This is a genomic window from Vibrio sp. T3Y01 (assembly GCF_013114525.1).
Taxonomy (GTDB): domain Bacteria; phylum Pseudomonadota; class Gammaproteobacteria; order Enterobacterales; family Vibrionaceae; genus Vibrio; species Vibrio chagasii_B.
Map to the genome: position 1 here is coordinate 105,795 of NZ_VTXJ01000009.1, position 23,931 is coordinate 129,725.

Annotated in this window: 25 protein-coding genes and 1 riboswitch; of the genes, 18 read left to right on the plus strand and 7 right to left on the minus strand. The window is 44.7% G+C overall.

What is annotated here, in order from left to right; translation table 11 throughout:
• Positions 1 to 272 precede the first annotated feature (272 nt).
• Positions 273 to 372, plus strand: a riboswitch (purine riboswitch).
• Between the two features lie 58 nt (positions 373 to 430).
• The 3 genes from F0232_RS11995 (at position 431) to F0232_RS12005 (ending at position 3,257) form a co-directional block, all read left to right on the plus strand.
• A complete protein-coding gene (locus F0232_RS11995) occupies positions 431 to 1,801 on the plus strand; it encodes an NCS2 family permease (protein WP_061033126.1) in 1,371 nt (456 codons plus the stop codon).
• Positions 1,802 to 1,986: 185 nt separating this feature from the next.
• Positions 1,987 to 2,412, plus strand: a complete 426-nt coding sequence (locus F0232_RS12000) for a phosphate-starvation-inducible protein PsiE (RefSeq protein ID WP_008224461.1) — start codon at positions 1,987 to 1,989, stop codon at positions 2,410 to 2,412.
• A 212-nt stretch (positions 2,413 to 2,624) separates the two neighbouring features.
• On the plus strand, positions 2,625 to 3,257 hold the full coding sequence (locus tag F0232_RS12005; RefSeq protein WP_008224459.1) for an alternative oxidase: 633 nt from the start codon (positions 2,625 to 2,627) through the stop codon (positions 3,255 to 3,257).
• Positions 3,258 to 3,336: 79 nt separating this feature from the next.
• Here F0232_RS12005 and F0232_RS12010 read toward each other — a convergent pair whose 3' ends face one another.
• Positions 3,337 to 4,203, minus strand: a complete 867-nt coding sequence (locus tag F0232_RS12010) for a YicC/YloC family endoribonuclease (protein ID WP_061033127.1) — start codon at positions 4,201 to 4,203, stop codon at positions 3,337 to 3,339.
• 248 nt (positions 4,204 to 4,451) lie between these two features.
• Between F0232_RS12010 and rph the strand changes: the two genes are divergently transcribed.
• Positions 4,452 to 5,168, plus strand: coding sequence for a ribonuclease PH (gene rph, locus F0232_RS12015; RefSeq protein ID WP_105057741.1), 717 nt, complete (start codon positions 4,452 to 4,454; stop codon positions 5,166 to 5,168).
• 105 nt (positions 5,169 to 5,273) lie between these two features.
• Positions 5,274 to 5,915: an orotate phosphoribosyltransferase gene (gene pyrE, locus F0232_RS12020; RefSeq protein WP_004741430.1), complete on the plus strand. Its 642-nt coding sequence runs from the start codon at positions 5,274 to 5,276 to the stop codon at positions 5,913 to 5,915.
• Positions 5,916 to 6,006: 91 nt separating this feature from the next.
• Here the strand turns inward: pyrE and lpxL are convergent, their stop codons facing one another.
• The 3 genes from lpxL to coaBC all read right to left on the minus strand — a co-directional run bounded on the left by lpxL (position 6,007) and on the right by coaBC (position 9,015).
• A complete protein-coding gene (gene lpxL, locus F0232_RS12025) occupies positions 6,007 to 6,990 on the minus strand; it encodes an LpxL/LpxP family Kdo(2)-lipid IV(A) lauroyl/palmitoleoyl acyltransferase (RefSeq protein WP_105057742.1) in 984 nt (327 codons plus the stop codon).
• Between the two features lie 17 nt (positions 6,991 to 7,007).
• Positions 7,008 to 7,598 carry a nucleoid occlusion factor SlmA gene (gene slmA / locus F0232_RS12030; RefSeq protein ID WP_004741428.1) on the minus strand — a complete coding sequence of 197 codons (591 nt, stop codon included), beginning with the start codon at positions 7,596 to 7,598 and terminating at the stop codon, positions 7,008 to 7,010.
• A gap of 169 nt (positions 7,599 to 7,767) precedes the next feature.
• Complete coding sequence (gene coaBC / locus F0232_RS12035) at positions 7,768 to 9,015, minus strand: bifunctional phosphopantothenoylcysteine decarboxylase/phosphopantothenate--cysteine ligase CoaBC (RefSeq protein WP_061033130.1); 1,248 nt, start codon at positions 9,013 to 9,015, stop codon at positions 7,768 to 7,770.
• Between the two features lie 225 nt (positions 9,016 to 9,240).
• Between coaBC and radC the strand changes: the two genes are divergently transcribed.
• The 6 genes from radC (at position 9,241) to F0232_RS12065 (ending at position 13,266) form a co-directional block, all read left to right on the plus strand.
• Positions 9,241 to 9,915 (plus strand): DNA repair protein RadC, encoded by a 675-nt coding sequence (radC, locus tag F0232_RS12040; protein ID WP_061033131.1) that lies wholly within the window; start codon positions 9,241 to 9,243, stop codon positions 9,913 to 9,915.
• 291 nt (positions 9,916 to 10,206) lie between these two features.
• Entirely contained in the window at positions 10,207 to 10,443 is a 237-nt protein-coding gene (gene rpmB / locus F0232_RS12045) for a 50S ribosomal protein L28 (RefSeq protein ID WP_004728407.1), read from the plus strand.
• Between the two features lie 13 nt (positions 10,444 to 10,456).
• Positions 10,457 to 10,624, plus strand: a complete 168-nt coding sequence (rpmG, locus tag F0232_RS12050; RefSeq protein WP_002535344.1) for a 50S ribosomal protein L33 — start codon at positions 10,457 to 10,459, stop codon at positions 10,622 to 10,624.
• A 202-nt stretch (positions 10,625 to 10,826) separates the two neighbouring features.
• Positions 10,827 to 11,357: a hypothetical protein gene (locus F0232_RS12055; RefSeq protein ID WP_081090348.1), complete on the plus strand. Its 531-nt coding sequence runs from the start codon at positions 10,827 to 10,829 to the stop codon at positions 11,355 to 11,357.
• A gap of 3 nt (positions 11,358 to 11,360) precedes the next feature.
• Positions 11,361 to 12,170, plus strand: a complete 810-nt coding sequence (gene mutM, locus F0232_RS12060; protein WP_105057743.1) for a bifunctional DNA-formamidopyrimidine glycosylase/DNA-(apurinic or apyrimidinic site) lyase — start codon at positions 11,361 to 11,363, stop codon at positions 12,168 to 12,170.
• A gap of 91 nt (positions 12,171 to 12,261) precedes the next feature.
• Entirely contained in the window at positions 12,262 to 13,266 is a 1,005-nt protein-coding gene (locus tag F0232_RS12065; protein ID WP_105057744.1) for an NAD-dependent epimerase, read from the plus strand.
• 63 nt (positions 13,267 to 13,329) lie between these two features.
• Here F0232_RS12065 and coaD read toward each other — a convergent pair whose 3' ends face one another.
• Together coaD and F0232_RS12075 are read right to left on the minus strand one after the other, a co-directional pair.
• Entirely contained in the window at positions 13,330 to 13,812 is a 483-nt protein-coding gene (gene coaD / locus F0232_RS12070; RefSeq protein ID WP_105057745.1) for a pantetheine-phosphate adenylyltransferase, read from the minus strand.
• Between the two features lies 1 nt (position 13,813).
• Positions 13,814 to 14,878, minus strand: a complete 1,065-nt coding sequence (locus F0232_RS12075) for a glycosyltransferase family 9 protein (RefSeq protein ID WP_105057746.1) — start codon at positions 14,876 to 14,878, stop codon at positions 13,814 to 13,816.
• 96 nt (positions 14,879 to 14,974) lie between these two features.
• Here F0232_RS12075 and F0232_RS12080 point away from each other — a divergent pair, with 96 nt between their 5' ends.
• A complete protein-coding gene (locus tag F0232_RS12080) occupies positions 14,975 to 15,688 on the plus strand; it encodes a 3-deoxy-D-manno-octulosonic acid kinase (RefSeq protein WP_105057747.1) in 714 nt (237 codons plus the stop codon).
• Positions 15,689 to 15,728: 40 nt separating this feature from the next.
• Here F0232_RS12080 and waaA read toward each other — a convergent pair whose 3' ends face one another.
• Positions 15,729 to 16,991 carry a lipid IV(A) 3-deoxy-D-manno-octulosonic acid transferase gene (gene waaA, locus F0232_RS12085; protein WP_105057748.1) on the minus strand — a complete coding sequence of 421 codons (1,263 nt, stop codon included), beginning with the start codon at positions 16,989 to 16,991 and terminating at the stop codon, positions 15,729 to 15,731.
• Between the two features lie 132 nt (positions 16,992 to 17,123).
• Here waaA and F0232_RS12090 point away from each other — a divergent pair, with 132 nt between their 5' ends.
• The 6 genes from F0232_RS12090 (at position 17,124) to F0232_RS12115 (ending at position 23,929) form a co-directional block, all read left to right on the plus strand.
• Positions 17,124 to 18,155, plus strand: coding sequence for a UDP-N-acetylglucosamine 2-epimerase (locus F0232_RS12090; RefSeq protein WP_105057875.1), 1,032 nt, complete (start codon positions 17,124 to 17,126; stop codon positions 18,153 to 18,155).
• 9 nt (positions 18,156 to 18,164) lie between these two features.
• Entirely contained in the window at positions 18,165 to 18,956 is a 792-nt protein-coding gene (locus tag F0232_RS12095) for a glycosyltransferase family 2 protein (protein WP_171750794.1), read from the plus strand.
• A gap of 10 nt (positions 18,957 to 18,966) precedes the next feature.
• A complete protein-coding gene (locus F0232_RS12100) occupies positions 18,967 to 20,046 on the plus strand; it encodes a glycosyltransferase family 4 protein (protein ID WP_105057750.1) in 1,080 nt (359 codons plus the stop codon).
• Between the two features lie 81 nt (positions 20,047 to 20,127).
• Positions 20,128 to 21,141 carry a UDP-N-acetylglucosamine 4,6-dehydratase (inverting) gene (pseB, locus tag F0232_RS12105; RefSeq protein ID WP_105057751.1) on the plus strand — a complete coding sequence of 338 codons (1,014 nt, stop codon included), beginning with the start codon at positions 20,128 to 20,130 and terminating at the stop codon, positions 21,139 to 21,141.
• Positions 21,142 to 21,149: 8 nt separating this feature from the next.
• Positions 21,150 to 22,310 (plus strand): UDP-4-amino-4,6-dideoxy-N-acetyl-beta-L-altrosamine transaminase, encoded by a 1,161-nt coding sequence (gene pseC, locus F0232_RS12110; protein ID WP_105057752.1) that lies wholly within the window; start codon positions 21,150 to 21,152, stop codon positions 22,308 to 22,310.
• Complete coding sequence (locus F0232_RS12115; protein ID WP_105057753.1) at positions 22,307 to 23,929, plus strand: aldo/keto reductase; 1,623 nt, start codon at positions 22,307 to 22,309, stop codon at positions 23,927 to 23,929. The genes pseC and F0232_RS12115 overlap by 4 nt, the downstream gene beginning before the upstream one ends.
• Positions 23,930 to 23,931: the final 2 nt, after the last annotated feature.

Consider the following 23,931-nt stretch of genomic DNA (forward strand, 5'->3'; position numbering starts at 1 on the left):
GTGAAGGCGATAAACCGACACTATAAAAGATAGCACTGACCTTAATTACGTTCCGGTAATTGCGCGTATAGAGCGGCAACTGGTGAAAATTAGGTCAGAAAAATGGAGGCGAAGAGTAGCATATTTAGATGATTGAGAACAACTGGCTTGATCGTTATTTATTGGCGAATGATCTTCTCAAAGATCGTTCTAGAAGTGTAATCACTCATCAACTGCACTTTTTTATGTGATCTCGACAAAATTTGTTGAAGTTTTAATCTCAATCCTTACAATCCGCGCAAACGATTAAATGCTGTATATGTTTGATGAAATGGATCAAATGTTTCTACTACCGAGCCTATCTTGGTGACTACAGTTTTTAGTGTAGAGACCTCTCTATTCTCACAGCATTTGAATCCCCAAATTCTTAATTTATTGCAAAGGTTTTGTTGTGAGTACCGATTCCACCCTGAAAGCCCAGAACACCTCTGGTTCGCTTGATTCAATGTTTAAAATCACTGAAAGAAAGACCACGATCGGCACTGAGCTGTACGCAGGTTTCATTACTTTCTTGGCAATGAGCTACATTCTGGCGGTTAACCCAGCGATTTTGGGTGGTATCCCGGGTATGGATAAAGGTGCGGTATTTACTGCAACGGCTTTGGCTGCGGCTATCTCGACGTTAATTATGGGCATCTGGGGTAATTACCCTGTGATGCTAGCTCCGGGCATGAGTATGAATGGCTTTTTCAAAGGCCTGCTATTGAGTGGTTCTGTGGCTGTGCTTTGGAATGAAGCGCTATTTGGTATCTTCCTTTCTGGTATTTTGTATCTCGCATTCTCATTGACCAATATTCGTAAATCGATGATTGAATCGATCCCAGAGGACTTAAAGCTGGCGATTACGGTCTCGCTCGGTTTGTTCATCGCGTTCTTAGGTCTTAAGAACGCGGGCATCATCGTTTCGAATCCGTTTGTATTGGTTGGTTTAGGGGATATCTCAGACCCACAAGTGATCATCGCTTACATCAGTATTTTTATTGCGCTTGGCTGTATGGTTCGTGATATCAAGCTAGCGACATTTATCTCATTCGTATCAGCGATTGCACTGACAATCCTAGCTGACGTGTTCATGGGTACATCAAATGCGCCAATCCCAGAGCAGCTAGTCGCGATGCCACCGAGCATGGCAGGTAGCTTCGGCGCGATTTTCGATTTCTCTGCGTTCACCCCTGAGAAAATGTTCGATCTATTGTTCATCGTACTTATCTTCCTGATTGTCGACTTCTTTGATGGCTTGAGCACGATTGTTGGTGTTGGCCGTGATGCAGGTATCATCGATAAAGATGGTAAGGTGCCAAATGCGAAGTCTGCTCTAGTGGCAGATGCGGGTGGTACGGTGATTGGTTCGATTCTTGGTACCACATCGATTACTGCTTTCTCTGAGTCGGGTATTGCCTCTTCTCAAGGAGCGAAGACAGGTTTGGCGGCAGTGATGGTTGCAGGCTTGTTCCTAATCTCGCTATTTCTGTACCCAATCTTCTCTATTTTCTCGGCGGCTATGGTTGCGCCGGCGATGGTCGTGGTAGGCATCTACATGGTGGGCCGCCTTGGTCAGATCAATTGGGAGAAGAAAGAGTCTCGCATTGCAGCCTTCTTCACCATTATGTTCACGGTACTAAGCTTCTCACCTGCAAATGGTATGGCGATGGGCTTTATCAGCTATGCATTCACTATGGTGGTCGCAGGTAAGGGTAAAGAAGTTCACCCGTTAATCTATGGCCTGTGTGTGGTGTTCCTAACCTACCTGATTCTGCTTTAAGGCTAATTGGCCGAGTTAAGCTGAGACAAAGAATGAATAAATGGCTCTGCAGTGAATGTGGGGCCATTTTTGTATCTGCTTCAACAAAAGGTGTGCCATTGTTGGTGTTCTCCGATAGAGAAGGGGCGACTTATATTGAGGCATGCTATTGTAGAGATTGGATTAATTATTTTTGAAGAGTGACTATGCCTTCTCATTTACCCAAATCTTTCAGTAAGCCTTTCTTAAAGGTTTTCCATATTCTTGAAGCGGTGCTGCTGGTGGCGATTACCCTTGCAACACTGTTTGCGATGCTTGAGGAGTTCATGCACGTCTTCACAGAGCGCAGAGTACAACTGACCGATATTCTGTTGATGTTCATCTATCTCGAAGTGTTGGCCATGGTTCAGCAGTTTGTGATGAACGGTAAGATCCCTGTGCGTTATCCAATCTACATCGCGATGATGGCGATCGCTCGTTACATTACTCTGGGAATGAAGGAACTCGATGCGGTTCTGATCGTTTGGCTATCTTTAGCAGCATTTATTCTAGCGGCCGCAACCTTGCTGATTCGAGTTGGTCATCACTACTGGCCGTATGTGGACCTTCGAACCAAGCAGCCGGACGAGTAAAACCGTCGACTTATAAGTCATTTAAGAGCCCAGCCATGTCGCTGGGTTTTTATTATCCCTATTGTGTCAAAAAGACATTAAGATGTCTTTTTGTATGTTGTTAATATGGAGTCTTAATGACTCCTTTGCTTGTCTTTTCCTTGATATATAAGTCTTTGTGTTGTGGCATGAATGTTGATTAGTGAGTATTAGACTCATATAAGGAACACGCTATGCATTTTGAAAGCACTCATTACAAACCTGAAATATTCTCCGAAAAGGTTGCGCTTCTTGTTACTCGACTTCTCAAAAAAACGCTTAACCTGTTTTATGGAAAACATTTAGCCAAACGTGCGATGTTGTTGGAAACCATTGCGGCTGTACCAGGCATGGTCGCAGGTGTATTTAACCACCTTAAAGCACTACGTCGTATGAAAGATGACGGCGGTTGGATTAAAGAGCTATTGGATGAAGCAGACAATGAACGGATGCATTTGATGATTTTCCTGACCGTTACCAAGCCATCCATTATAGAACGCATCTTAGTGATGTTACTGCAGTTTATCTTTCTCATCATCTACGGCGTTATCTACCTAGTTTCTTCTAAAACTGCGCATAGGATTGTCGGCTACTTTGAAGAGGAAGCCTGTAACAGTTATTCAGAGTACATATCCAAAATTGAAGAGGGGGCTCTGCCCAACCATCCAGCGCCAGAAATCGCGATTACCTATTATCGCCTACCTGAAGGCGCAACATTCTTAGATGTGCTTTTCCGTATCAGAGAGGATGAAGCTAAGCATCGCGACAAGAATCACGACATTGCCAATCTCTACAAAACGAAAGACTTACCTGAACATCAATGCTAATGCTCCTTTATTACTAAAATAAAGAAAAGCCCCTGCATCTTTCGATACAGGGGCTTACTTGTATTAGCTCTGCATTGGCTTATTCAATGTTCTGAATTTGCTCACGCATCTGTTCGATAAGAACCTTTAGCTCTACGCCAGATGCTGTGATGTCAGTGCTGATAGACTTAGACGCTAGCGTGTTTGATTCACGGTTGAACTCTTGCATCATGAAGTCCAGTTTACGGCCACATGCGCCGCCTTTCTTCAATACTGCATTGGCTTCTTTCACGTGAGAGTCAAGGCGGTCTAGCTCTTCGGCTACGTCTGACTTCTGTGCGAGTAAGATAAGCTCTTGCTCAACGCGAGAACCTTCAAGCTCAATTTTCGCTTCTTCAAATTTGTTAAGCAGTCGCTCACGTTGCCATTCTAGGATCTCAGGCATGCGTGCACGTACTTTTACCACTTCTTCAGTGATTGCATCTAAGCGCTGTACGATTAGCGCCTTCATGTTCTCACCTTCACGAGCACGAGCATCAATGAACTCTGCAATCGCATCGTTGAACGCTGCTAGCAGGTCTTTGTTGATCGCATCCATGTCTTGCTCAGGCGTTTCCATCACACCAGGCCAGTTCATTACTTGGAATGGATTCAGACGGCTCTCTTCACCTGTCATGGTCATCACTTGGTTCGCCGCATTGATCACTTGCTGCGCCAAACCTTCGTTGATGCTTAGCTCGCCTTTTGCTGCTGGGTTAGCTTCAAAGCGTAGGTTACATTCTACTTTGCCGCGCGCTAGGCGCTTACGGAAACGCTCGCGTAGGATTGGCTCTAAACCACGGAACTGTTCAGGCATACGGAAGTAAGTTTCTAGGTAGCGCTGGTTTACACTACGGATTTCCCATACTGCGCTGCCCCAATCGCCTTTTACTTCTTTGCGTGCGTACGCGGTCATACTATAAATCATCGAATTTTCCTGTCTTTTATCATTCTGAAAATAACGCGCACGCATAGTATCACGATACGGGTGACAGCCGAAGCTCATCACTTTTGCTAAGGAATCACTTTTCTTGAACAGCGTCTTCGAATGGTAAATAGCTTTGCACGATAAACTGCTATATAATCTCGCCCCAATCAAATATGTCTCACCCCTTTCTTAGGTGATGCACGCTTTCGATAGTAAATCACTTCAGACTGTTAATAAGGTAGATACCAATGCGTCCAAATGACCGCGCTGTAGATCAAATTCGTCCAATTAAAATTACTCGTAACTACACAGCTTATGCTGAGGGTTCTGTATTAGTTGAGTTCGGCAACACTAAAGTTCTATGTAATGCGACGGTAGAAGAAAACGTACCGCGTTGGTTGAAAGGTCAAGGAAAGGGTTGGGTAACGGCTGAATACGGCATGCTGCCACGTGCAACGCACACTCGTAACCGTCGTGAAGCAGCGAGCGGTAAGCAAGGTGGTCGCACGATGGAAATCCAACGTCTGATCGCTCGTAGCCTACGTGCTGTTGTGGATCTTAAAGCTATGGGTGAAATCATGATCACTGTAGATTGTGATGTTATTCAAGCAGATGGCGGCACACGTACTGCGTCTATCTCTGGTGCAAGCGTAGCAATGGCTGATGCAATCAAGAGCCTACTAGACAGTGGTAAGTTGAAAAAGAACCCAATGAAAGGCCACGTAGCGGCAGTTTCAGTGGGTATCGTTGGTGCAGAAGCACTGTGTGACCTTGAGTATGTTGAAGACTCAGCAGCCGATACCGATATGAACGTTGTAATGACGGAAGACGGTAAGATGATTGAGATTCAAGGCACTGCAGAAGGCGAACCGTTCAGCCACGAAGAGCTGATGAAGCTTTTAGCCCTGGCGAATAAGGGCATTGCCGATATCGTCGAAGCGCAGAAAGCAGCGTTGGCAGAATAGTTTTTAGATAGCTCCCAGATTGGGGGCTATTTTTTTGTCTGTAAAACCTGAAAGGGTAGTACAGAGCGTAAGTTAAGTTTTATTGAGTAAACATAGAGGATGAGCATGAAAGCATATCAACGTGAATTTATTGAATTTGCACTAGAGAAAGAAGTACTTAAGTTTGGTGAGTTTACTTTAAAGTCTGGCCGTAAGAGCCCTTACTTCTTCAATGCTGGATTGTTTAACACAGGCCGTGACCTAGCGCGCTTAGGTCGTTTCTACGCAGCAGCACTGGCGGATTCTGGTATTGAATTTGATGTACTGTTTGGCCCTGCATACAAAGGTATCCCAATCGCAACGACAACAGCTGTTGCACTGGCCGATCACCACGATGTAGACACGCCTTACTGCTTTAACCGCAAAGAAGCAAAAGACCACGGTGAAGGTGGCAACCTAGTCGGTAGCGCACTGGAAGGTCGCATCATGCTGGTGGACGACGTAATCACTGCAGGTACTGCAATTCGTGAATCGATGGAAATCATCCAAGCGAATGGTGCTGATCTAGCGGGCGTTCTTGTTGCGATTGACCGCCAAGAGAAAGGTAAAGGCGAGCTATCTGCGATTCAAGAAGTAGAACGTGACTTTGGTTGTGCGATTATCTCTATCGTTAGCCTGACTGACCTAGTAACTTTCCTTGAAGAGAAGGGCACTGACGCAGCGCACCTTGAAGCAGTGAAAGCGTACCGCGCTCAGTACGGCATCTAATACAATTTGTTATAGCTATAGAATGCAAAAGGGGCTGATGAATCATCAGCCCCTTTTCTTTTGGTTCAGAATAGTATTTATAGCGGCTACTCTACTTATAACGAACACCGCGTTCAGCTTCTGGGTCTTCCATGGTTTTGAAACGCTTGTGTAGCCACATCCACTGCTCTGGTGCGCGTAAAATAATCTTCTCAAGATAGCTATTCATGTAAGCGGCAGCCGCTTTTTCATCTTTTTGTGGATAGTTATCTTCGATGGACTCATCGGCCATGATTTCATATTTGCCGTTGTCGTTTCTAAAACCAGAGCCTGGAACAATCGCGCAGCGGCTGGTGTAAGCCAGAATACTAGTACCAGTAGTAGTACACGCATCAGGCACGGCGAAGAACGGTACAAACACTGACTTATTACGGCCGTAATCATGATCTGGAAGGTAGAAAAGGATCTCACCCTGACGCAAGATTCGGATCATGCGCTTCACATCTTTACGGTGAATTAGGCGGTTGCCGTTTTGGGTACGACCACGGTATTGAATGAACTCATAAGCAGGGTTGTTGTGTGGACGGTACACTCCTAAGCCAGGAATACCGAGTACAGCCATCGCTCGTGCGGTGATCTCTAGGTTCAAGGCATGTACACAGCACAGAAGGACACCTTTGCCATTGGCTTTGTGTGTACGCAGCATCTGAGTGTCTTTATCTACTAAGATTCGCTTAAAGCGCCACGTCGGCCAGAACCAAGTAATACCGGTTTCGATCAGCGCCATACCCGTATTCTTAAAGTTCTCGTTCACCATAGCCGCAACTTCATCTGCTGGCTTGTCTGGGAAGGCTAGTTCTAAATTGCGAGTGGCGACTGCGACGCGCTTTTTGCCATAACGAGCGCCTAAAGTGCCCAATGAGCGGCCTAACAGTAATAACAGGCGGTAAGGTAGAACGTTAACGATAAGCGCCAACAACCCAAAGCCGAACCATACTCCCCAATATTTAGGGTGAAGCAGTGCCAGTGTGAAAGGCGGCTTAGTAATAACGTGTTGTGCAGTGCTGCTTGTCGGAGAAGTTTTCGTCATAACCATCACTTAAAGTTGGATTGCTACTTAATCTGAGCGCTGAGTAGTGCCCAATAAGCATCGAAGTTTTCTGTCGGTTGATATTTGAAGTCAGAACGTACAAAGCGATTCAGACTGCCTTCAACTTGGCCGAGTAATTGTGCTGCTAAGATTTTCTCATCAACTGGGAATGATTTCCCTTCACGAAGCTTTCTCTCGCGCAGAATTTGGCGAAGTTGAGTCTCAATGCGTTCGAACAGTTGATTGATGCGGTCACGTAGGCGCTCGTTTTCAAACATTAGAGCATGGCCAGATAAAATTCGAGTCAAGCCTGGGTTACGTTCTGAGAAAACTAAGATCAGTTGCAGTACTAGGCGTATGCGCTCTAGCGTGTCTTTCTCTTCATCCAGAATGCGGTTGATTCGAGACATCAAGGCTTCTTCAATAAACTCGATAAGGCCTTCAAACATGCGAGCTTTACTAGGGAAGTGGCGGTAAAGTGCTGCTTCAGAAACGCCAACTTGCTTGGCTAATTTTACCGTCGTGATACGAGAAGCACCTTCGGTCGATTCCAACATTTGTGCGAGAGCTTGTAGGATTTCTTCACGACGGTTTGATTTTCGAGTACCAGCCATCTATTTACTTCCTTTCCTAAAGATGAGGATTGAGTGAAGAAGGATTATAAACACCATTCAATTCTGTTTCCTAGTTTTGTAAGCCCTAGGTCAACAGAATCGAGAGGTGTCAGCAGATTGTCAGCTCAAAATTGTCTATTTATCCGACAATATTGCTCTAATCAGTGAGTTAGTGATTCTTTTCTAGCAGTTGTTGGATCTGCTCAAGGATCTGGAATCCAAGCGCACCTTTGCTATCCAATGGCAGAGATTTATCGCCATCTTTCCAATAAAGGTGCAATTCGTTACTGCTACTATTGAAGCCTTGACCTTCAACAGATACATCATTAGCGCAAATCATATCGAGGTTCTTTCGCTCTAGCTTACCGCGGGCATATTTCTCTACATCTTGTGTTTCAGCCGCAAACCCTACTGTGAATGGACGTCCTTCAATCATTGCCGCGACAGAAGCGACGATATCTGGGTTTTTCACCATTTGAATCGTCATGTCATCTTTGCCATCTACTTTTTTAAGTTTCTGGTCTGCAATGGTCTCTGGGCGGTAATCAGCAACCGCGGCGCAGCTGATGAAAACATCGTGTTGAGCGGCGTGAGCAGTAACGGCATCAAACATCTGTTGAGCACTATCGACATCGACGCGAGTCACTTTGTCTGGAGTAGCTAGCGACACAGGGCCGCTCACTAAAGTGACCGTTGCGCCTTGTTTAGCTGCGGCTTCAGCTAACGCGTAGCCCATTTTGCCTGAGCTGTGGTTTGTGATGTAACGTACAGGGTCAATGGCTTCACGAGTTGGCCCAGCAGTAATAAGTACAGAGCGGCCAGCAAGTGGTTTAGGTTGGAAGAAGTCTTCACAGCGGTGCACAAGCTGCATTGGCTCTAACATGCGGCCCATGCCTACATCACCACACGCTTGTTCGCCAGCCGCTGGCCCCCAGATTTCACAACCACGACGTTTTAGCGTCGCGATGTTCTCTTGAGTCGCAGGGTGGCTATACATTTGTTGGTTCATTGCCGGTGATACCGCAACTGGTGCATCGGTCGCTAAAACCAAAGTGGTCAGTAGGTCATTACCCATGCCTGCAGTCATGCGTGCAATAAGATCGGCAGTCGCCGGTGCTAACAATACTAAATCAGCCCATTTTGCGAGTTCGATGTGACCCATTGAAGCTTCAGCAGCAGGATCAAGCAAACTATCAGACACTGGCCTTCCCGAGACCGCCTGCATGGTCAGTGGAGTGATGAACTCTTTGGCTGCATTGGTCATAACGACCTGCACTTGTGCCCCACGTTCAACCAAACGTCGAGTCAGCTCGGCACATTTGTAAGCAGCGATACCACCACTAATACCAAGAAGAATTTTTTTCCCTGCTAGGCCTTGTTGGTCAGCGTTACTCAGAGGGTTAACCTGTGTTTGCATGATTCTGTTCCTTAATTTTTCTGCGACTTACGATATCAGAACAAAGGATGAGTGCCTAGAAGCAGAACTTGAACAGACTTGACGCTCATCAAATTGGCGTTATCAAACTTATCAATTACACGATTTTGTTGATGGCTCGGCTGACTTTCTCTTTATTAAAGGATCTCTGGATACACGATAGTTACGCTGATGGGTTATGTTCATAAGCAATGGATTTGCTCTTCTATGCCGATAAATAAAATGCCTGCTGAATCGATGCCAAGAGAGAAACTACTCACCAGAGGGCCTGATTCTTTGAGTGATGCAGAGCTGCTAGCTATATTTCTTCGAACGGGCACGCAAGGAATGAACGTTCTAGAGCTGGCAGACAAGCTGCTCAAGGACTTTGGTTCGCTCAGGCACCTTTTTTCAGCAACACAAGCTGAGTTTTGTGCTCATAAAGGGATGGGGCAAGCGAAGTATGTCCAATTGCAAGCCGTACTGGAGATGACGCAGCGTTACCTCGCGGAGACTTTATCCCGAGGCGATGCACTGACCAGCCCGAGTCACACTAAGCTTTATCTCTCGAGTATTTTGCGCGACCGCCAGCGAGAAGCCTTCTATATATTGTTTCTTGATAACCAAAATAGGGTAATAAAGGATGAGGTGATGTTTGAGGGGACGATTGATGCTGCATCGGTTTATCCCAGAGAGGTCGTTAAACGGGCACTTCACCATAATGCAGCCGCGCTCATTCTGGCACATAACCACCCTTCGGGTATTGCAGAGCCAAGCCAAGCAGACAGACGAATAACTCGTCGATTGACTGATGCCTTAGCGCTGGTGGACATTCGAATTCTCGACCATTTTGTGGTCGGAGACGGCGAAGTTGTCTCTTTTGCTGAGCGCGGATGGATTTGAATCACATTTTAGGTTGTTAACTACGTTAAATCTGCTATCATTCCGCCCACATTTTTAGACCTAAAATCAGCTCTGATTACTCAAGCAAGCTGCGCTGCACAAAAAAAGATCACGAAATCCGCAAAAAGGATCTGTTCGGGTCTTGAGCAATGCGTGTCAAGTTAGTATAATGCGCGACCTTTGATAGCCTTGTATGGATTTTCCATAACGGTTTTTACCTTCTATTTTTATTGATAGAGAGGTTCGGCCACCAAGGTTGATATCGAGCTGAAACGATTGGAGAAGACATTCATGTCCCGAGTATGCCAAGTAACTGGTAAGCGTCCAGTAACGGGTAACAACCGTTCACACGCACGCAATGCTACTAAGCGCCGTTTTCTGCCGAACCTACAAACTCATCGTTTCTGGGTAGAGAGCGAAAAACGTTTTGTTAAACTACGTCTAACTGCTAAAGGCATGCGTATCATTGATAAGAAAGGCATCGATGCTGTTCTTGTTGATATCCGTGCACGTGGCGAAAACGTTTAAGAGGAATTAAGCAATGGCTAAAGGCATTCGTGAGAAAATTCGTCTAGTATCTTCTGCAGGTACTGGTCACTTCTACACAACTGATAAGAACAAGCGTAACATGCCAGGCAAATTTGAGATCAAAAAGTTTGATCCAGTAGTTCGCCAACACGTTATGTACAAAGAAGCGAAAATCAAGTAATTGATGCTTTTTTGGCTCTTCTTCAGTAGAAGAAAGAATTGAAAAACCCAGCTTAATCGCTGGGTTTTTTTATACCTAAAATTTGGTGACCTCACGTGCCTTTTAGTCTTTATAAGGATCTAGCCGGTACAAATAGCAACATAGAAAGTATCGCCACTTTCACGATATACTGAAGACTCAATAGGTTAGATGGCAGAATCAGATGAGATATCGTGGACGCAGGTGGAACAACATACTCATGTTAAGCGTGATCGCTTTTATTGGGGTGCTCAACCTTCCTACTTTGATCAAAGCGTATCTTATCGAGCCAGAACCTGAGCAACAGGTTAGTAGCCCCTATCCCTATCTGTTAAATCCTGGAGCAGAGCTTCAAGCGTTGCACTTTGCTAAGTGGTCATTGGTACTCGAAGATGGCCAGTGGAGCTATCAATTGAAAGGTTCCGCCCCAGCTCAAAGCATTAGCGCTCAAGAACGCTCTCAACGCTGGCAGCAGCTTGTTGGTACCGAGGTTGATTCGCAAACCTATACTGACCTTGCTTCTCAGCTTACTACCCCACACACCATAGAAGTGTGGTATCAAGACCAAGAAGAGCCTCAACGTATTACTTATTATCAGCTGCCTGAGTTTTGGTTGTTAAAAAACTGGAATGATCAGTGGTTGGCGGTGTCTATTGAAGAGAGCTACCTGTTTCCAAGTCTTAGCCAAGACAATCCCTCAACATCGGACGATTAGATTATGCCTGAATTACCCGAAGTCGAAGTAAGCCGCATGGGGATCTCGCCTCATTTAGTCGGCGAGACCATTAAGACACTGACCTTTCGTACGCCAAAGCTGCGTTGGGATATCCCACAAGAGCTTAAAAAGCTAGAAGGGCAGGTGATTCGTGCGATCTCGCGTCGTGCTAAGTACCTGTTAATAGAAACTGATACAGGTACTGCAATTGTTCATCTTGGAATGTCTGGATCACTGCGCGTATTAGATGCCGATTTCCCCGCGGCAAAGCACGATCACGTGGATCTCAAGCTGACTAACGGCAAAGTACTGCGCTATAACGATCCGCGTCGTTTTGGCGCTTGGTTGTGGTCGGCGCCTGATGAAGTTCACTCTGTGTTGCTTGGCTCTGGACCTGAGCCGTTAACCGACGATTTTAATGCTGACTACATCGCTGAGAAGGCAGAAAAGCGTAAAGTTGCGGTCAAGCAGTTCATCATGGACAACAAAGTGGTGGTCGGTGTCGGGAATATCTACGCTAATGAAGCTTTGTTCTCTGCAAAAATCCACCCGTTACGATCGGCAAACAAAGTGACCAAAGCCGAATGGATCTTATTAACCGATGAGATCAAGCAAGTACTCGCGACGGCTATCAAGCAAGGTGGTACTACGCTGAAAGATTTTTCTCAGGCTGATGGTAAACCAGGCTACTTCGCACAAGAGCTGCAAGTGTATGGTAAAGCAGGTGAAAAGTGCCCAAGCTGTGAAGCGCTGATTCAAGAGCTAAAAGTCGGTCAGCGCAATACGTTTTATTGCGAAGAGTGCCAAGTATAGAAAATCTGAACTCGTGTTCACTTTTTATTGCTAGTCGGTAGGCTAGCGAGTGGCTACAATTGTACTAATTATATGAATTGAGAATAGTAGAATGAAATATTTAGTAACTGGCGTTGCTGGTTTTATTGGCTCTGCAGTGTCAGAGCGACTATGTGCGGCAGGACATGAGGTTATAGGTATCGATAACCTAAATGACTACTATGAAGTCTCTCTGAAACATGACCGTCTTAAGCGTATTGAACATGAAAACCTTACCTTTATCGAGCTTGACCTTGCTGATAGAGAAGGTATTGCTGAGCTTTTTGCGCAGCAAAAATTTGACCGTGTGATTCACCTAGCAGCACAAGCTGGCGTTCGTTATTCAATCGATAACCCAATGGCCTATGCGGACAGCAACCTTGTTGGCCACTTAGCTATTTTGGAAGGCTGCCGTCATAATAAGGTTGAACACCTAGTTTATGCTTCTTCAAGCTCGGTATATGGCTTGAACCAGAAAATGCCATTCCACACGGCAGACAGCGTTGACCACCCGATTTCATTGTACGCAGCGACTAAGAAGTCGAATGAACTAATGGCGCATACCTATTCTCATCTATACGATGTGCCGACAACAGGTCTACGCTTCTTTACGGTTTACGGCCCTTGGAGCCGCCCTGATATGGCGATGTTTAAGTTTGCGAACTTAATCGTGGCGGGTAAAGAGATCGACATTTACAACAACGGCGACATGATGCGTGACTTCACTTATATCGATGATATTGTTGAAGGCATTATCCGTGTACAAGACCGAGTTCCAGAAAAACAGCCAAACTGGACAGTAGAGCAAGGTTCACCAGCGACCAGCTCTGCACCATACCGAGTGTTCAACATTGGTCATGGTAGCCCAGTTAAATTGATGGATTACGTTGAAGCATTGGAAACGGCTTTAGGCATTGAAGCGAAGAAGAACTTCATGCCAATACAACCTGGTGATGTATACGCAACTTACGCCGATACTGAAGATCTGTTTGAAGCAGTTGGCTACAAGCCTCAAGTTAAAATCCAAGAAGGCGCGAAGGCATTCGCAGATTGGTATAAGGTTTACTACTCACTGTAACCCCCAATTGTAGTTATAAAAAATAGCGCTCAATGAGCGCTATTTTTGTTTTTGAATGCAGGGTTATTCCACTGTTTTCAGTTTGATCTTATCTGCAACTTTCTGTGGCACAAACTGACTTATGTCTCCACCATGTATCGCGACTTCACGAACAATAGTCGAAGACAGGAAGGCATACTCTTCCGAAGGGGTTAGGAACACGCTTTCAAGGCCGGGGAGTAGCTTGCGGTACATGCTAGTGAGACCGAACTCGTACTCAAAATCCATAGTTGTTCTTAGGCCGCGTACCAATACGTTAGCTTTCTGCTCTTTGGCAAAGTCGACAAGTAAACCAGAAAAGCCTTCAACAGATACATTAGGTAAGTGAGACACGGCATCACGCAACAGCTCTACTCGTTCATCTAACTGAAACATGGTCTTTTTGCTTGGACTCGCGGCTACTCCCACCGTGATATGATCAAACATGCTAGCAGCACGGACGATAATATCGAGGTGACCATTGGTTACCGGATCGAAAGTGCCTGGGTAGATAACGTGTGTGGTCATATTAGCTTTCCTTGCTTGGTGCTTTACTAGAGTTTAAGGCCTTATCGAGTTGCTGCTTTACCATATCGAGTGTGATGTCTTTCATTAAATCATCGCCTTTTGCTCGAGTTCCCCACGGAAGGTCTTTAACCGGTTTCCCTTGTTGCGCCTCTACGTGCTGTTGATAAACACTGACTACGATATCAAGGTCATTGTAGGGGCCTGTTCTTCGAGGATCGCTGTGTGCGTATAACCCGATAACAGGTGTTGATTGTGTTGTTGCTAGGTGTGCTGGGCCTGTATCTGGTGCTATCACCACGGTCGCATGTTTAAGTACGGCGGTAAGTTGCTTTAGGTTAGTTTTGCCAATTAAGTTGATAGCAGGAGCTTGGCATAGCGCTTCGATGTCCTTACCAAGATTTACCTCTCGTGGAGCAGGAGAGCCACACAGCACCACTTGCATCCCTTTCTCTGCTGCATAATCGGCAATAGCGGCATATCGATCAGTTAACCAGTTACGTGAATCTTTGCTTGCGGCAGGGGAGATAACTAAGGTTTGTTTCCCAGCCATGGTGTCGATGGCTAGCTGTTCGTCTTCTGGCGTTAAAGGAATGTCCCATTGGGGTTTATCGAAAGGCACACCAATGTAGCGAGCAAATTCGGCAAAGTTATCTAAAACATGAAATTTGTCTGAAATAGGCAGATGGCGATTAGTAAAGAGTGATTGCATTTCACGAGTGCGATTTTTGCCAAACCCCACCTTGCACTTTGCCTTTATTCCCCATGATAGTACGCTGGCTCTGAGTGCGGCTTGCATATGCAGAAGAGCATCAAATTTACGACCAGATAGCTGGTGCCATAATTCACGCATTCCTTTGAAGCCTTGTTTCTTATCGAAAACAATTACCTCAATACCTGGCAAGTCGCCGATCAGCATGGCTTCTATTTTGCCGGTTATCCAAGTGATTTTCGTTTCAGGCCACTGCTTCTGGATGGCTTGAACCACAGAAATAGCATGACAAACATCGCCAATCGCGGAGAGGCGAAGTATGCAAAGAGATTGAGGTGCAGTTGAGAACAGTGACATAAAGTGCCCGAAAAAAGTGAATAACATCAGAATTATGCAGATACTCGCATTAGTTGTAAAATAGCAATGACGAAAAGCGACCCAAAGGCCTCATAGATGGAAACGATTAACACTAAGAACCAAACAATTTGGTATGACCCTGAACTTCTGGCACAAGTGCCGGAGGGTGAGATGGTTCAGATCTTTGAGGCAGAATACTGGCAGCAACGTGAGTCTATTTCAGGGAGTGCACAGGGGCGTGGTACCACCTGGTTTATTCAACTTGATGGAATGCAAGCCGCGTTGCGTCACTATCGCCGTGGTGGGCTATTTGGCAAACTCGTTGAAGACCAATATCGATTTTCTGATTGGGAAAGTACGCGCTGCGCGATGGAGCTTAATGTTCTTAATGTATTAGCTAATGCAGGTGTGAATGTACCTAAGCCTATTGCCGCTCGGGCAACGAAAAGCGGACTATTTTATCGTGCAGATCTGATGTCGGAACGAATCCCCAATGCGAAAGATCTGGTTGATGTCTTGGTTTCTGATCCGATAGATGCGGATGTTTATCAAAAGATTGGCCGCGAGATACGCAAAATGCACAATGCTGGGGTTAATCACACTGATCTCAACATCCATAATATCCTTCTTGATGACTCGCAAAGGGTGTGGATTATTGACTTTGATAAGTGTGGTCAGCAAGCGGGTGATGACTGGAAAGAAGGCAACTTGAATCGCTTAAAGCGCTCGTTCTTAAAAGAAGTGAACAAGCGCCAGATTCAATGGCATGAGTCTGATTGGGAACCGTTGTTAAAAGGCTATCAAGGTTAATAGCCATTAATTAATAATAGTAATTAACTAAGAATCGTCATTAATTAAGAATGTATTCCAAGGTTTTATTCAACGCCCCTCGGTTCTGTTCCACCACTTGATAAGCTGCTAATCCTTTAATTTTACGCAATTCTGATTGTTTGAACAGTTGTTGGAGTTGGCCTGCGATATCTTGGCTATCTTGACAAATAACCACGGCATTGGCTTCCAGTAGCTTGTCAGTGATCTCGCCGAAGTTAAAATAGCTAGGGCCATTCAGTAAAGGTAACTGAAGGGCCGCCGGCTCTAGCAGGTTGTGGCCACCTACCTTATCGCCCACAAGACTTCCGCCCATAAAGCAGACATCAGCGCCGCCGAGTAGTACTAACATTTCTCCCATTGTATCAGCTATATAGACTTCAGCATCAGACGTTATTGGCTGCTGACTCGTTCGAGTGATCGTGTTGAAGTCGTGCTGTTGAGCTAGCTCTGTCACTTGGTTAAATCGCTCTGGGTGGCGAGGCACGATCATCAGTAGCGCACTAGGGTTGTCTTTAAGAAGTTGCCTATGGGCATCTAAAACAATTTCATCTTCACCTTGGTGAGTGCTCGCAGCAATCCAGACATCACGATGAAAGCCGACTTGCTCCCTCAAAGCTTTACCTTTTTCTACTTGTTCAGAAGAGATTTCAATATCAAACTTGATTGAGCCCGTCACATGCACTGATGCTTTATCTAATCCTAGCCTTACGAAGCGTTTTGCATCACTAGGGTATTGGCAGAGTACTTGATAAAGGTTTTTCGCTAGAAGGTTAAAAACGGATTGGAATTTAGCATAGCGCTGGCACGAGCGCTCAGATAGGCGAGCGTTGAGTACTGAAATAGGAATCCCAGCTTTCGCGACGCAGTGCAGTGTGTTTGGCCATAATTCTGTTTCCATGATTAGCATCTGTTTAGGCTGAACAGTTTTCAAGAAGCCTCGTACACACCAAGAAAAATCAATCGGCATGTAGCGATGCTCGACCAAATCACCAAGCTTTTCTATTTGCTCAGCACCTGTGCTGGTTGTCGTGGTAACGATGATGGCTTGATTTGGGGCTCGCTGCTTCAATTGCTTGATAATAGGTATCGCAGCAATAGATTCACCAACGGACACCGCATGAATCCAGATAGGGCTTTTACCTTGAACTTGCGGCGTGATACCGAAATGTTCTTTCCAGCGCTTACCGAAACTTGGTTTGCCGGGTTTGCTCTTATAAAGCCCATAGAGGAGCAGTGGAGAGGCCAATGACAATATAAGAGTGTATATAAGTCGTATAAGCATAAGAACAGTGACACCAGAGGGTAAAATCAGTAATCAGAAGAGTATTTTCTTCAATCTCGAAAGTAAAGAGCGTTATAATTAAATGCTTAGTGACACTTTCAAACGGAAATGGTGAACTCTATCTCATCGCTTATTCAAACCGATCAATCCTATCGTTTTTTGCTCTATGTCGAGCAAAACTACTCATTTGCTATCCTTCGTCCATTTTATAACTACGCGAAGCAACTTGGCCATGACGTAAAGTGGTTGCTCGTTGGTGAGGATGCTTCTGAACATCTTTTATTAGAGCAAGAGCAGCGCGTGTCTTTGACAGAAGCTGTCGCCTATAACCCTTCTGCTGTTTTAGTACCCGGTGATCGCGTTCCTGCTTTTATCCCAGGTTTGAAGGTACAAGTGTTTCACGGTTTGAATGAGAGTAAACGAGGGAACTTATATCCTGAGCGTGGTCTATTTGATTTGTATTGCACAGAAGGCCATGAAAGAACCAGCTCATTGGAACCACTAGCTAAGAAGCGCGGCTACTTTCAAGTCAAAGAGACTGGCTGGTTGAAGCTAGATAGCTTGTTAAATTACCAAACCAGTGACAAGCCTTTTGAAAGACCTCAAATTCTATTCGCTTCCACTTTTTCGCCAAGTTTATCCTGTGCTGAATTGGTTTATGAAGAGCTTAAGCGCCTAAGTAAACTGAGCCAGTGGCAATGGTTAGTCACACTGCATCCTAAAATGAAGCAAGAGACACGAGAAAAATACCAAGCGTTAGAAGGCGATAATCTTCTGTTCTTCGATAATGATCGAGTGATTGAGATGCAGCATCGTGCTGATGTAATGGTATGTGACAACTCATCGATCTTTCAGGAGTTTTTGTTGCTCAATAAGCCTGTTGTTACGGTAAACAACCGAGATCCTCAAGCGAGCTTCATCAATGTTACCCAAGCAGAGCAGTTAGAATCAGCAATTCAACAAGCTATGCGACCGGATGAAGAAAGAGACAAAGCTATTGCTAATTATGGTCCCTCAATAACGCCATATTTGGACGGTCAATCCTCAGCTAGAGTTCTGAGTGCTATTACGGATGTGCTAGAAAGCGGTTGGCAGGATAAAAAGCCAAAAAATTGGATTCGTAACTTTAAAATCCGTAAATCATTAAACTATTGGAAATTCTAGGGCTGAATAATGAGAAAACATACCCTGTCTGTCATTGTTATTACCAAGAATGAAGAAGACCGAATTGAAACTTGCCTTAAATCTGTGGTTGATATTGCTGATGAGCTAATTGTGTTAGACAGCGGATCAACGGACGCAACCGTTGAGATATGCCAAAAATACACAGACAACGTGACCATCACAGATTGGCCGGGCTTTGGTAAGCAAAAGCAACGAGCGCTAGATAAAGCGACATGTGATTGGGTGTTATCAATCGATGCAGATGAGGCTTTAGACCCTGAAATGAGCAAGACTCTTGTTGAATTATTAAAACAAGATCAAATCAAACATACTGCGTACAAACTGCCTTGGGGAGTGACTCTTTATGGCACGACTCTAAAACATGGCCGCAGTGCTCGCGCAGTATTAAGACTGTTTAAGAGAGAAGGTTCTCGATATACGTTAGACGAGGTTCACGAGACAGTCGTTCCTGAGCAAGGCTCTACAGGAGTACTGAAGGGATTTCTTCTTCATTATACCCATCGCGATTATGGTCATGGTTTAGACAAAGCAGCGCAGTACGCTTGGCTTGGATCGCAAAAGTACCATCGCAAAGGTAAGAAATCACACGGCTTATTTTTAGCTTTATTACGTGCAATATGGACGTTCTTCCTTGTGTATATCATTCGCCGTGGCTTTATGGATGGCAGTGTCGGCTTCATTATGGCGATGACTTACGCTCAAGTGAATTTCAATAAATACGTCGGTTTGTGGATTCTTGAAAACCGCTCAGATGATCGCTCAAACGACCAAGCCAAATAGGAACCGAGAGATGAAGATTTTAGTTTGTGCATCTTACTTACATGCATGGAATAGTTTGCGTCCAGAAGCTGCGATTTTTATCGAGCTTGCGCGTCAAGGTCACCAAGTCACTATCATGACCCAAGGTGAGTCTGAGCATGTATCAAAGCTAGAAGAGTGCGGTATTCGAGTCGTTGATGGTTATCCAAAGCGTAAAGTTTGTTTTGACACCATTAAAAAGATTCGCCATGAGTTAAGAACGCATGATTACGACATCTGCTATGCTTTCAACTCAAAAACGATACCTAATGCGGCGTTTGCCTGTATTGGTTTCAAGGTTAAATTAGTCGTTTATCGAGGCACTACTGGAGGTTTATATCGACATGACCCAAGTGCTTATCTAACTCAGCTCCATCCTCGTGTGGATGGTATTGTGTGTGTATCTGAAGCAGTACGACAGGATGTAGTGAAGCGTGTTTGGAAGAATAAAGATAACGTTGTTACCATATACAAAGGGCACGAATTAGATTGGTACAAGGTACCACCAACTGAGCGCTCTGAATTTGGTGTGAGTGAAGAGGATGTTGTTGCGATTACTGCAGCGCACGTAAGGCCAAGTAAAGGTATTTCCGTTTTGCTTGAAGCGACCAAATACATTACGGCACCCAACTTCCACCTTATTTTAGCGGGTAGCGGCTATGAGCCTCACTTTGATGAGATGAAAGCGAGTCCTATGAGTGAGCGAATTCACTACATTGGCCATCGTACTGACATCCCTTCAATTATGTGTATGGCTGACTTTCAAGTTCAACCATCGATCAGCGGAGAAGGGTTACCACGCACCATTGTCGAAGCAATGGCAAATGGCACAACTTCAGTAGTGACAACCACCGGCGGTGCTCCTGAACTCGTTGTCGATGGTGAAACGGGTTATATTGTCCCTACGGGAGACGCTAAAGCACTGGGTGAGGCTATGGACAAGCTCGCACAAGACAAGGCCAAGTGCACAGCCATGAGTGAAGCGGCTAAGAAGCGCCTAGATGAAAGCTTTAGTTCACGAGTAACAGTGAAGAAGCATCTGGAATTTTTTGAGAAGTTGCTAGTCAGATAAAATAGCTAGATATTAATTTTGAATTTAAGGTTCTAAGTCAGAAGGCGTAGAATTTAAAGAAATACATTAGAGTAGTTGAGTATGCTAAATAACAAATCAGTACTAATTACCGGTGGCACAGGATCATTTGGTAAACAATTCATCAAAACCATTCTTGAGCGTTACCAAGACGTAAAGAAAATCATCATTTTTTCGCGTGATGAATTGAAGCAATTTGAGATCAAGCAACAATATCCCCACAAGGATTTCCCTCAATTACGTTTTTTTATTGGTGATGTTCGCGATCGTGAGCGCATGATACAGGCGTGTGAAGGTGTTGATGTCATCATTCATGCGGCAGCGATCAAGCAAGTAGATACTGCGGAATATAACCCGACAGAATGTATCCGAACGAATGTCGATGGTGCAGAAAATGTAATTAATGCTGCATTGAAGTGTGGTGTTAAAGATGTTGTAGCACTTTCGACTGATAAAGCCTGTGCACCGATCAATCTGTACGGGGCAACAAAACTGGCTTCAGATAAGCTGTTTGCTGCTGCGAACAATATTAAAGGTTCAAAAGATATTCGTTTTAGTGTGGTTCGTTACGGTAATGTGATGGGCTCTCGTGGTTCTGTTATTCCATTCTTTATGAAAAAGAAAGAAGAAGGCGTTTTACCGATTACCCATGAAGAGATGACTCGCTTTAATATCTCTCTTCAAGATGGTGTAAATATGGTGATGTACGCTCTTGAAAACCATTTAGGGGGGGAGATTTTTATCCCTAAAATCCCATCTTATAAGATTCTTGATATTGCCGAAGCTGTTGCACCTGATGTTCCGACAAAAGTGGTTGGTATCCGCCCTGGTGAGAAACTGCACGAAGAGATGATCACAGACACAGACTCTCTCAATACGATTGATTTAGGTCGTTATTATGCGATTCTGCCTTCAGTTTCTTTTACTTATACAGAAACTGAATATATGGAACACCACAAAGCTGAGAAGGTGCCTTTTGGATTTAAATACAACTCTGGGACCAATACTGAGTGGGAAACGATTGAAGGTTTACGTGAGCTCATTAAAGAGCACGTTGACCCAAATTTTACAGTGTGAGATGAAAAGTGATTCCTTACGGTAAACAAGATATCAATCAGCAAGATATTGACAGTGTGTTAAACGTTTTAAAATCGGATTTTTTGACGCAGGGCCCTCAGGTTCCTGCGTTCGAGAGTGCGCTGACCGAACATACTGGCGCGAGCTATGCGTTGGCTGTGAACAGTGCCACTTCGGCATTGCACATTGCCTGTCTCGCTTTAGGTTTGGGGCAAGGTGACTGGTTGTGGACATCTCCGGTCACTTTTGTGGCATCAGCAAACTGTGGCTTGTACTGTGGTGCAAAAGTCGACTTTGTCGACATTGACCCAGACACGTACAACATGTGCCCAAAGCGTCTTGAAGAGAAGCTGATTGAAGCTAAAGTCGCAAACAAGCTTCCTAAAGTTGTGGTCCCGGTACACTTATGCGGTCAACCGTGTGATATGGCTTCTATTGGTAAACTAGCAAAAGAGTATGGCTTTAAGGTCATTGAAGATGCGTCACATGCGATTGGTGGTCGTTACAAAGATCAACCGATAGGGAATTGCGAATACTCAGACATTACGGTGTTTAGTTTTCACCCAGTGAAAATTGTGACAACTGCCGAAGGTGGTGCCGCGCTTACAAACAGTAAAGAGTTGGCTGACAAGATGGCACTATTGCGTAGTCACGGTATTACGCGAGATCCGGAGTTGATGCGAGGCGAGTCTCATGGTGGTTGGTATTACCAACAAGTGGATTTGGGCTTCAATTATCGCATGACAGAGCTACAAGCGGCGTTGGGCGTGAGCCAAATGCAACGTCTTAACGATTTTGTTTCAGCCCGTCATGTTTTATCAAAACGCTACAATGAAATACTATCGACGTTACCTATTGTGCTCCCTCACCAGCTTGAAGATACCTATTCGGGCCTTCATCTGTTCGTCATACGCCTGAAAGTCGATGAAATATCACTAACTCACAAGCAAGTATTTGATGCTCTGCGTGAAAATGGGATCGGTGTGAATTTGCACTATATTCCTGTGCATACACAGCCATATTACCAATCGATGGGCTTTTCTGAAGGTGATTATCCTGAGTCTGAAAGCTATTACAGAGAAGCTATTTCACTTCCAATGTTTCATACGATGACGATTGAACAGCAGGATCAAGTGAAAGTTGTCTTAGAAAAGGTTCTGCAATCATGAGAGAAGCGAGAATAGTTGTTGCTATTCAAGCCCGCACTAACTCAAGTCGGTTGCCTGGAAAAGTACTACTGCCAATTGGTGGTATACCTATTTCCGTATTAGCTGCTAAAAGAGCTGGTCGCGATAAGCATTTTGATGTTTGCGTTTTAACGTCGAATGAGTCAACGGATGACTACTTGGCTTCAGTACTGGCTCAACACTCTGTTGATTGTTTTCGTGGTGATTTAAATAATGTGTTAAGCCGGTTCGTAGAGGCGTTTCAAGATTATCCTGAAGATACAATAGTGGTGCGCTTGACGGCTGATAATGTGTTTCCAGACGCCGAGTTTATCGATGATGTTATTGCTCAGTTTATTGCTAATGGTCTCGACTATATGTGTGCAAATGGGGAACAGTCTAAATTACCCTATGGGCTTGCTGCGGAAGTTACCCGCTTGGTGCATCTGAGAGAGGCTTTAAAAGCGACGGCTTCTGATTTTGATTGTGAGCATGTGACCCCTTATATTCGACGAAAATTTGGGGATTTTTATTACATGAATCACCAAACTAAAGAAGATTTGACGGGGTTTCGCTGCACGATAGATAGCTTGGATGATTACCTGCATGTTGCTAAAGTCTTTGAATATATAGATGACCCAGTTGCGATACCAGCTTTAGAGCTTTGCATGAAGCTGAACCCTAAAGCAAAGGCGGATTCAAGAGTTGCTAAATTGGTATTGGGTGGGGCGCAACTAGGACTCAATTACGGTGTGAACAATAGTATTGGGCAACCTACCACCGAAGATGCCCATCGTCTGTTATCGCAAGCCGTTCGTTCGGGTGTTTTCTATATAGATACCGCTAGAGCTTATGGTGTCAGTGAAAAAGTCATTGGAGAGTGGCTCAATCAAGGGTGGTCTGGCCGTTGCAAAGTGATTACCAAGTTAGATCCTCTTTCTTCATTAAATAAAGACTCAAACTTGGATTTGGTGCGGCTTTCCGTGAGCAACTCAATTACCCGCTCTTGCCATGCTTTAGGAACTAACACTCTTGATGTATTGATGTTACATCGAGCTGAACACATGACATTGTGGGGTGGAATGATTCTGGAAGAATTGTTACATCAACAAGCGCTAGGTACCGTTCAAGAGATTGGCGTTTCGGTCCAGAACCCAATGGAATTAGAGGCTGCGCTCGCTAACACCTCAATATCTTTTATCCAACTCCCATTTAATATATTGGATGAAAGATGGCAGTCCTCGATAGACAAAATTTTAGCTGAAAAGAGAAAACGTAACTTAACGATTCACGTAAGAAGCGTTTTTTTGCAAGGGTTGTTATTGTCGGATAACCCTACTAGTTGGCTTAATGCTCATGTCGAAAATTACCCAGAAGTTATTCAGTGGCTTACTGATACCGCTGCGCAATATAACTGCTCATCTATCTATGAGTTATGTATAAGGCATGCTTGTTCCCAAAGTTGGATTGATGCACTCGTTCTTGGGTGTGAAAGTCGAGAGCAATTAGAAAACAATATCGCAGCGATGAGCTTTGATGTCGCCTCGTTGGCATTTGATGCTTCGTTAAAAGTACCGTTTGAACTTGATCAGAAAACACTGAACCCAGCGATGTGGAGTTGAGC